Source organism: Streptomyces sp. BE20, from assembly GCF_036322525.1.
Taxonomy (GTDB): domain Bacteria; phylum Actinomycetota; class Actinomycetes; order Streptomycetales; family Streptomycetaceae; genus Kitasatospora.
In genome coordinates this window covers 368,791-377,913 of record NZ_JAQYWW010001090.1, presented here as the reverse complement: position 1 = coordinate 377,913, position 9,123 = coordinate 368,791, and the positions used below count along the sequence as shown (strand labels likewise).

7 protein-coding genes are annotated in these 9,123 nt (G+C 74.5%); 2 read left to right on the top strand and 5 right to left on the bottom strand.

Features of this window, described 5'->3' with window-relative positions:
* Positions 1-442 (top strand): ABC transporter ATP-binding protein (locus tag PUR61_RS33155; protein ID WP_329883197.1); only part of this gene is annotated, 442 nt, incomplete at its 5' end.
* An 85-nt stretch (positions 443-527) separates the two neighbouring features.
* On the opposite strand, the gene PUR61_RS33150 is transcribed toward PUR61_RS33155, so the two are convergent.
* The 5 genes from PUR61_RS33150 to PUR61_RS33130 form a co-directional block, all read right to left on the bottom strand.
* A complete protein-coding gene (locus PUR61_RS33150) occupies positions 528-2,237 on the bottom strand; it encodes an ABC transporter family substrate-binding protein (protein WP_329883196.1) in 1,710 nt (569 codons plus the stop codon).
* Between the two features lie 213 nt (positions 2,238-2,450).
* Positions 2,451-4,718: a peptidoglycan binding domain-containing protein gene (locus PUR61_RS33145; protein ID WP_329883195.1), complete on the bottom strand. Its 2,268-nt coding sequence runs from the start codon at positions 4,716-4,718 to the stop codon at positions 2,451-2,453.
* Positions 4,719-4,954: 236 nt separating this feature from the next.
* Positions 4,955-5,416, bottom strand: a complete 462-nt coding sequence (locus PUR61_RS33140; protein ID WP_329883194.1) for a DUF6113 family protein — start codon at positions 5,414-5,416, stop codon at positions 4,955-4,957.
* Positions 5,413-6,324: an N-acetyl-1-D-myo-inositol-2-amino-2-deoxy-alpha-D-glucopyranoside deacetylase gene (gene mshB, locus PUR61_RS33135; protein WP_329883193.1), complete on the bottom strand. Its 912-nt coding sequence runs from the start codon at positions 6,322-6,324 to the stop codon at positions 5,413-5,415. Before mshB ends, PUR61_RS33140 begins: the two co-directional genes overlap by 4 nt.
* Positions 6,325-6,354: 30 nt before the next feature.
* Positions 6,355-6,549 carry a DUF2304 domain-containing protein gene (locus tag PUR61_RS33130; protein ID WP_329883192.1) on the bottom strand — a complete coding sequence of 65 codons (195 nt, stop codon included), beginning with the start codon at positions 6,547-6,549 and terminating at the stop codon, positions 6,355-6,357.
* A gap of 314 nt (positions 6,550-6,863) precedes the next feature.
* On the opposite strand from PUR61_RS33130, the gene PUR61_RS33125 reads away from it, so the two are divergent.
* Positions 6,864-9,017: a S9 family peptidase gene (locus PUR61_RS33125; protein WP_329883191.1), complete on the top strand. Its 2,154-nt coding sequence runs from the start codon at positions 6,864-6,866 to the stop codon at positions 9,015-9,017.
* The last annotated feature ends 106 nt before the right edge of the window (positions 9,018-9,123 follow it).

Below are 9,123 nucleotides of genomic sequence, written 5' to 3'. Positions count from 1 at the left end.
GGCGCAGGTGATCAACCTGCTGGAGCAGCTCCAGAGCGAGTTCGAGCTCTCGTACATGTTCATCGCGCACGACCTCTCGATCGTCCGGCACATCTCCGACCGCGTCGGCGTGATGTACCTCGGCAAGATGGTCGAGATCGGTACGGAGGAGCAGATCTACTCCCACCCGACGCACCCGTACACCCAGGCGCTGCTCTCCGCCGTCCCGGTGCCCGATCCGACCGGGCGCGAGTCCCGCGAGCGGATCCTGCTCAGCGGGGACATCCCCTCACCGGCCAACCCGCCGTCGGGCTGCCGGTTCCGCACCCGCTGCTGGAAGGCGGAGGAGCGCTGCTCCACCGAGATCCCGCTGCTGGCGGTGCCGTCGACCCTGGAGGGGCCGGCCGCGCACGAGTCGGCCTGCCACTTCGCGGAGGTGCGGGACGTGATCGGCGCGGGCTGAGCACGGCCGCCGAAGGGCCCCGGAGTCGCGCGGACTCCGGGGCCCCGCGCGTGCGGGACGCGCCACCGGAGGGCGCGCCCGGGCGTCACTTCCGGAAGCCGACGTTCTCCCAGACGATGTCCGAGAGGCCCTGGGCGCCGATGTTGGCCAGGTCGACGCGGGCGCCGTACAGCTGCGGGCGCTGGTAGAGGGGCAGCACGCCGGCCACCTTCCACAGCTCCGCGTCGGCCTGGTTGATCGCCTCGAAGGCGACGGCCGCGTCGCCCGCGGCGGCGGCCCGGTCGAGCGCGCCGTCGACCGCCTGGCTGCCGGCCTGGGAGTGGTTGGTGCCGCCGTTCTGGACGAAGTTGGCCCGGTTGCCGCTGGCCGGGAACGGCGTGCCGAGCAGCGAGTAGGCGGCGATGTCGAAGTCCCGCCGGTTGACGTACTTGTCGAAGAACTCGTTGGCGTTGGCGGTGACGGTGGTGACCTTGACCCCGACGTCCTTGAGCATCCGGGTGGTGACCGCGGCCTCGTTCTGGGCCTGGGTGACGCCGGCCGGGATGACCATCCGCAGGTTGAGCTCCTTGCCGTCCTTCCTGCGGACGTCGCCGTCCAGCTTCCACCCGGCGGCGTCGAGCTTGCGGACCGCCTCGGCCGGGTCGTACCGGCTGAGGCCGAGCGAGTTGTCCCGGTAGGCGTTCTGGTTGGCCACCAGCAGGTGGTTGTTGAGGACGACGGTGGGCCAGTCGAGGCCGGCGAGGTCGGTCCGGGCGATGGTGTCCCGGTTGATCGCCTGGAACAGGGCCTGGCGGACCGACGGGTCGGCGAGGGCGGGACTCCTGCTGTTCAGCGTGAACTGGCGGAAGTCGGGCCCGCCGGCGCGCCGGACGGCGGCGCCCCGGATGCCCCGGATCAGCTGGTAGCCGGCCACGTCCGGGCCGTTGCTGAAGAAGTCGATCTCGCCCTTGGCGAAGGCGGCGGCCATGGTGTTGGGGAGCATGGCGTGGAAGACGATCCGGTCCAGCAGCGGCTTCTCGCCCCACCAGGCGGGGTCGGCGACCACGGTGACGGTCTGGGCCGCCCGGTCCAGCTTCTCCACCTTGAACGGGCCCGCGGTGACCGGGATCGCGTCCAGGTAGGCGGTGTTGAACAGGTCGGGCGTGCCGGTCCGGCTGGCCGGGAGGAGCGGTGCGTTGGCGGCGCCGTTGAACATCGACTGCCACTCGGAGAACGGCCGCTCGAAGGTCATCACGGCCTGGTACTCGTCCTTGCCCCGCTCGACGGCGGAGACCAGCTCGAATCCGGTGCTGCTGGCGGACTTGTAGGCCTGGTCCCGGCCGTTCAGCGCCCGCCAGTTGGCCTCGATGTCGCGCCAGGTGATCGGCGTGCCGTCGGACCAGCGGGCCTTGGGGTTGAGCGTCCAGACGACGACCTGGCGGCCGTCCCGCTGCTCGGCGTGCGCGTCCTGGAGGTAGGCCGGGTTGGGGGTCTGGGTGCCGGCCGCGTCGGACCGGAAGAAGGTCGGCAGCAGGGGCTTGGTGACCGTGATGGTGGAGGACTCGCTGCCGTCGGTCTGGATCGGCGACCACTGGGTGGAGTACTGGGCCACCGCGACGTGCAGGGTGCCGCCCTGGCGGAGTTCGGCGCGTTCGTGCGGGTTGATGTCGACGGCGGTGAGCTTGGGGGTCTCGACCGAGCTCGGTACGGCCAGGGCGCCGCCGGAGCCGGAGCTGCACGAACAGAGCGTCAGCGAGAGCGAGACGGCGGTGAGGCCGGCGAGCAGGGCCGTGCGGTGGGGCAGGGGGCGGCCCATGGTGGTTCTCCCGGGGCGGATGCGGCGGACGGTACGGCGTCACATCTTGCTGACCCGGGAGCGGAGTTGTGGGGGGGGGGGGGGGGGGGGGGCGGCGCGCGGCGGGGCGGGCCTCGGCGGGGCGGGGGGGGCGGGGCGGCGGGCGCCCCGCGGGGGGGGGGGTGGGGGGCGGGCCGCCCGGCCCCGCCCCCCCCCCCCCCCCCAACTCCGCGGTCAGACGGTGAACTTGACCGTGCGGTCCCGCTCGCCGGTCTTGTCCAGCACCGAGGTGACCGCGTCGGCGACGTCCTGCGGGGTGATCTGGACCAACTGGCCGTTCTTCTTCATCTTGACCTTGTCGAAGGCCCCGGCCAGCTGGCCGTTGAGCGCGTCGAGGTCCCACTTGGGCACGATCTTGCCGTTGGCGTCCGGCACCAGGGTGAGGGTCTTGGCGGCGATCTTCGGGGTGAAGTCCCACTTCTTGGCGCCGGCCTGGATGCGGACGATGCCGTTCACCGCGGACTTGCCGAGGGTGTCGGCGGCGCCCTGCAGGGCCTGCGGGGAGTTCTTCGGCTGGGCGGCCGTCACGGACAGCGCGACCGGCTGGTCGGTCCGGCCGGCGGCGCGGTCGCGGTAGGCCGCGTCGACCAGCTCCACGGCGGAGGCGGAGTCCACGGCCTGGCCGGCCTTGCCCGGGACCACCACGACCTCGCCGTTGTCGCCGAACTTGACGTAGCCCTCCTGCAGGCCCTGGCCGGAGCCGGTGGCCAGGGCGTCCAGGGCGGCCTTGAGCTTGGCCCGGTCCACCTTGACCTCCGGCGGGACGGCCTTCTCGTCGCCCTTGAGCGACTTGAGGACGTCGGCCGGGTTGTAGGAGTGCTGGGTGAGCTTGTCGACGGTGGCGGTGGTGTCGAAGCTCAGCCCGGCGGCGGTCGGGTCGAGGTCCAGCGTCTGCTCGCCGACCTTCAGCTTGACCGGCTGCTGGCCGGCCTTGCCGACGGTCTCGTCGAGCTGGCGGATGGCCTGGTCGCGGTTGCTCCCGCCGATGTCGGTGCCGAGCACGACGGTGCCCTTGGGGATGTCGGACTGGTTCATCATCAGACCGGTGCCGTACGCGGCGGCGCCGAGGAAGAGCACGCCGATGACGGCGTAGGTGCCGAGCTTGACCAGCTTCTTGGCGGCGCTGGGCTTGCGCTTGGCGGTGCCGGAGGCGGGCTTGGGGGCGGCCGGCTGCGGGGCGGGTGCCGGGGTGGGCACGGGGGCCGGGCCGGGGGCGGGTACGCCGGTGCCCGGGCCGTCGTACTGCGGCAGGCCGGGGGCGGCGCGGAACGGGTCGGCGGGTGCGGCGTCGAAGGCTCCACCGGGGCCACCGGGGCCACCGCCGGCACCCGGGCCGCCCGGCTCGCCCTGGCGGAGGGGCGCGCCGGGGAAGAGGCCGGCGGGCGGCGGTGTGCCGTTCGGCCCGGCGGCCGGCGGGCGCTGGGCGGCGAACGGGTCGGCGCCGGCCGGGGCAGAGGCGAACAGGCCGGGCTGCGGGGCGCCGTTGGGGGCGCCGGCGCCACCGGGCACGCCGGGTATGGCGGCGGGCGGGGCGTCGTCGCGGATCGGTGCGAAGCCGTCGACCGAGGTGTCCTCGGGTCCGCCGGGCAGCGGGCGGCCGGGGCCCTGGGGGGCCCGGCCGGGTGCGCCGGCGCCGGGGGCGAACGGGTCGGCGGCGGGGCCCGGGGCGAACGGGTCGGCCGGGGCGTCCGCGTAGACGCCGGCCTCCTCGGCGGGGAGTTCCGGGCCGGTGCCGTAGGGCGAGGCGGGTGCGCCGGTCGGGCGAGGCGCGGGGGCCTGTGCCTGGGCGGGCACCGGGCGGCCGTTCGGGCGGCCGGTGTCGGGGCGGCTGCCGTTCGGCCGGGTGCCGTTGCGCCGGGGTCCGGCGTCGGGAGCGGCCTGGGCCGGCTGGGCGGCGGTGGCCTGGGCACCCGGGGCGCCGACCGGGGCCGAGGCCGCGACGGGAGCCGGGGCGTCGGCGGCCTTCTTCTGCCGCGGCCGGAACCACGCGCCGGTCGACTCGGACTCGGAGGTGGCCGGCGGGATCTGCCACTCCGGGGGCAGGTTCGGCGGGGTGGCCGCGCGCGCGCCGCCGCCGTCCATCACACCGAGCACCGGTGAGGAGGGCGCGGCGGAACGGTGCCGGGGCCCGGCCGGTTCGGCCGGGGCGGGCGCCGGGGCGTCCTCGCCGGGGCCGTCCTCGTTCTTGACCGCGCTGCGGACCACCACCGGCGGGATCGGGCGCGAGCCGGGGATGTTGATCCGGACGCGGGTGGTGACGGTGGTCTCGGTCTTCGGGGACTCGTCGTCGCCCTCCGGAGCCGAGCCCCCGGCGGTGCCGGCACCCGTGCGGTCGCCGCCGGGGAAGCCCGGTGTGCCGTAGGGCGGGGTGCCCGACGGGTAGGCGTCCGGGCCCGTGCGCCGAGGCGTCGGGTGGGCGTTCTCAGATTCGCGGCTGCTCAATGCTGCTCTGCTCCGGGTTCGCGGGCCGGGCCGTGCGGCGCGACCGCGGTCGTCGGCGCCGGACCTGGCGGGCGGCGTCGGGTACGGCGTTCTGCGGCACCACCATACTGGGAAGAACTGAGCGGTGAACCGGTTCGGTTAGAACCCGATACGTCCGGTTCTTCCGGTATGAGAGTACGACCGGGTGGTCCTGACTGCTCGTCGTACCGGCCACCGTACGCGGTTCCGCGGGTCGATCAGCGCGGCGGACCGGGTACTCCGGGAAACCAGCTGGTCCGGGTCGGCAGGGTGGCGCAGATCACGCCCAGAATCGATCCGACGAACAGCCAGGCGAGCGACGTGGCATTGGTCCAGAGGACATTGTCGCCCTCCGGACGGGGCACCATCAGCAGCAGCAGGGCGAGGAACCAGCCGGCCGCCGGCGCGGCCGCGCCGAGCCGGGTCCCGGTGACCCGCAGGCCGGCGTAGAAGGTCGCGGCGGTGGCGGCGAGGGCGAGCAGGACTCCCACGGGTGGCCACAGGGCCTGCACAAACGCTCCGCACACCGATACCGCGATGCCCAGCAGGAAGAACAGGACATAAGCCGCGATCCGTGCGATATGGGGTGGCTGGGACTCGTTCAGCCGTTCGTCCCGGGTGCCGAGGACGGTCGCCGGGATCGAGCGGCGCTGCGGCCGGGCGTCGGCGGGCGCGGTCATCGGGCATCCTCCTGGGAGATCTGGTCCGCGGCAGTGCCGAGGCCCGCGAAGAGGTCGTCCTCCGGCAACCGGGGACCGGCCTGGCCGCGCACCAACTGGTAGTACTCGGTGGCGATCAGCGGCTGGCCGAGGTCGTTGGAGAGCGCGAAGAAGTCGCCCGCCACGGTGATCTGGGTGGCGTGCGCCGCCATCGCGGCGGCCTTGCGGTCGGCGTACGCGGCGCCGTCCAGCACGGTGGTGACCGCCTCGTCGGCGACCACCCCCGGAACGTCCCCCGGCTTCGCCACGCCCGGGAACGGCGACCCGGCCGCGGTCGCGGCGAGACCCCGCTCGATCACCGACCGGGGCATCCGGTTCCAGTACACCTTGGCGATCCGCCAGGCCGGCCCCAGTTCGGGCCGGTACGCCCCGTCGGCGGCCAGCTCGTGGGCCCGCATCGCGACCCGGTGCGTCTGGATGTGGTCCGGGTGCCCGTAGCCGCCGTCCTCGTCGTAGGTGACCAGGACCTGCGGACGCACCTCGCGGACGACCGCGACCAGCCGGCCGGCGGCCTCGTCCACGTCGGCCCGCCAGAAGCAGTCCGGCGCGTCGTTGTCGGGCACGCCCGACATCCCGGAGTCGCGGTAGCGCCCCGGGCCGCCCAGGAAGCGGAAGTCGGTGACCCCGAGCGCGCGCATCGCCTCGGACAGCTCGCCGATCCGGTGCGCGCCGAGGGTGTCCTCCCGTTCGGCCGTCAGGTGGGCCAGCTCCGGGGGGATCACCTCACCGCCCTCGCCGAGGGTGCAGGTCACCAGGGTGACGCGGACGCCCTCGGCGACGTACCTGGCCATCGTGGCGCCGTTGCCGATCGACTCGTCGTCGGGATGGGCGTGCACCAGGAGCAGGCTGCGGCCGGTAGTGGCGGTCATGGGAGCAGCCTAACGACCGGCCGCACGGGGTCAGAGCTTCAGGCCGTTGATCATCCCGGCGAGGTTGCCGGTGACCTGACTGATCGAGGGTGCGATGGAACTGGAGGCCAGGTAGAAGCCGAGCAGCGCGCAGACGACGGCGTGCGCGAGCTTCAGGCCGGAGCGGCGGATCAGCACCACCACGATGACCAGCATCAGTAGGGCTGCGGAGACGGACAAAGCCATGGCGGCTCACACCCCTTCTCGGGTGCGCCGCCCCCGGCGGAGGGCGGCGGTCGGGACCGTGCGGGACTTGCGGTCGGGCGGCCGGGGCCGGGACGAGGCCTGACGATCACCCGTTGGACCAGTCATACCCGATGGGTGAGCGGATCATTACGGTCGGTGAGTCCGCGCACCCCGGGGCACGGGGGCACCACCGGGGCGCATGGGCCGGTCGGAGGGGGTGCGGGCCCCTTCCGGGCGTACTTGCGCCGGATGCTCCGAACGAGTGATCACCACCGGCCGGAGGGTGGCACCTCCAGGTCGTAGGGTCAGGTGCCATGACCACCCACACCCCAGCGGACACCTTCCCGAGGCAGTACGCGCGCACCCTGCGCTACACCGTCGGCGCGCCCCGGTCGTTCTCCGTCGCACCCGACGGCTCCCGGGTCGTCTTCCTTCGCTCGCGGTCCGGCAGCGACCGCGCCAACCTGCTCTGGACCCTCGACACGGCCACGGGGGAGGAGCGGGTCGCCGCCGACCCGGTCGCCCTGCTCGGCGGCGGCGAGGAGGACCTCTCCCCGGCCGAGAAGGCCCGCCGTGAGCGCAGCCGGGAGGGCTCGGCCGGCGTCGTCGGCTACGGCCTGGACGGCAGCGGCCGGATCGCCGCCTTCGCGCTCTCCGGCCGCCTCTTCACCGCCGACCTGGTCGACGGCACCACGGCCGAGCTGCCCGCCGAGGGACCGCTGCTCGACCCGCGGCCCTCCCCGGACGGCCTCCACGTCGCGTACGCGAACACCGCCGGCGAGCTGCGGCTCACCCGTACCGACGGGACGGCCGACCGGGCCCTCGTCCGGCCCGACGGACCCAACGTGACCTGGGGTCAGGCCGAGTTCATCGCCCAGGAGGAGATGCACCGGGACCGCGGCTACTGGTGGTCCCCGGACGGCGACCGGCTGCTGGTCGAGCGCGCCGACGACACCCCGGTGCGCCGCTGGTGGATCGCGGACCCGGCGAACCCGGACCGCGAGCCCGCCGAGGTCGCGTACCCGGCCGCCGGCACCGCCGACGCCGAGGTCGGCCTCTGGGTGCTCGACCTGGACGGCGCCCGCACCGAGGTGCTCTGGGACCGCGAGGCCTTCCCGTACCTGGCCCGGGTGCACTGGTCGCAGGGCGGCGTCCCGCTGCTGCTCGTCCAGGCCCGCGACCAGCGCAGCCAGCGGATCCTCGGGGTGGACGTCGAGACCGGCGCGACCGAGCTGCTGCACGAGGAGCGGGACGACGCCTGGCTGGAGCTGTTCCCCGGCGTGCCCGCCTGGACGCCGGACGGCAAGCTGGTCCGCATCTCCGACGAGTCGGGCGCCCGGACGCTGGTGGTCGGCGACCTGAACGTCACCGGCGCCGACCTGCACCTGCGGTCGGTGCTCGCCGTCACCGCCGACGAGGTCTTCTTCACCGCCTCCGGCGGCGCGGGCGAGACCGACCCCGAGCCGGGCTGGATCGCCGCCGGCCGGATCAGCCACGACGGCAAGCGGCTCTCCTGGGAGGCCGCCAACGGCCGGCCGTTCACCTCCGTCACCACCGCCGTGCACGCGGCCGGCATCACCGTGCGGGCCACCGCGGAGCCGGACCTGCCCGGCACGCTGGTGCAGGTCGCCCGGGACCTGCCGGAGGGCCTGGTGGTGGACGACATCGCCACCATCGCCTCCTACGCCGAGGCCCCGGTGATCACCGCCCGCCCGGTCTTCCGCTTCGCGGGCGAGCGCCGCGTCCCCGCGGCCGTCTTCCTGCCCACCGGCTACGACCGCGAGCGGGACGGCCTGCTGCCGGTCCTGATGGACCCGTACGGCGGCCCGCACGGCCAGCGCGTCGTCCAGGCGCACAACCCGCACCTCAACTCGCAGTGGTTCGCCGACCAGGGCTTCGCGGTGGTCGTCGCCGACGGGCGCGGCACCCCCGGGCGCACGCCGGCCTGGGAGAAGTCGATCGCCTTCGACTTCGCCGGCGCCACCCTGGACGACCAGGCCGACGCGCTGCGGGCGCTCGCCGGGGAGTTCCCGCTGGACCTCGACCGGGTCGCCATCCGCGGCTGGTCGTACGGCGGCTACCTCGCCGCGCTCGCCGTGCTGCGCCGTCCGGACGTCTTCCACGCGGCCGTCGCGGGCGCCCCGGTCACCGACTGGGAGCTGTACGACACCCACTACACCGAGCGCTACCTCGGCCACCCCGCCGAGCGGCCGGAGGTGTACGCGGCCAACTCGCTGAGCGGCTACGCGGCGGGCCTGGAGCGGCCGCTGATGATCATTCACGGGCTGGCCGACGACAACGTGGTGGCCGCGCACACCCTGCGGCTCTCCTCGGCGCTGCTGGCGGCCGGCCGGCCGCACGTGGTGCTGCCGCTGTCGGGGGTCACCCACATGACGCCGCAGGAGGAGGTGGCGGAGAACCTGCTGCTGCTCCAGGTCGACTTCGTGAAGAAGTCGCTCGGAATCTAGACCCGGCGACTGGGCGGTCCGGGGCGGTCCGGGGCGGGCGGTGTGAGGGGGAGCGGGGCCGGAACAGGGCGCCGGGCCCGCGGACGAGCGGTGCCGGGAGCCCATA

Excerpts from the sequence above, each read along its gene's own strand:
- PUR61_RS33125 (WP_329883191.1), top strand. The coding sequence starts at position 6,864 with ATGACCACCCACACCCCAGCGGACACCTTCCCGAGGCAGTACGCGCGC.
- mshB (WP_329883193.1), bottom strand. The coding sequence starts at position 6,324 with ATGACCGCCACTACCGGCCGCAGCCTGCTCCTGGTGCACGCCCATCCC.
- PUR61_RS33130 (WP_329883192.1), bottom strand. The coding sequence starts at position 6,549 with ATGGCTTTGTCCGTCTCCGCAGCCCTACTGATGCTGGTCATCGTGGTG.
- PUR61_RS33140 (WP_329883194.1), bottom strand. The coding sequence starts at position 5,416 with ATGACCGCGCCCGCCGACGCCCGGCCGCAGCGCCGCTCGATCCCGGCG.
- PUR61_RS33150 (WP_329883196.1), bottom strand. The coding sequence starts at position 2,237 with ATGGGCCGCCCCCTGCCCCACCGCACGGCCCTGCTCGCCGGCCTCACC.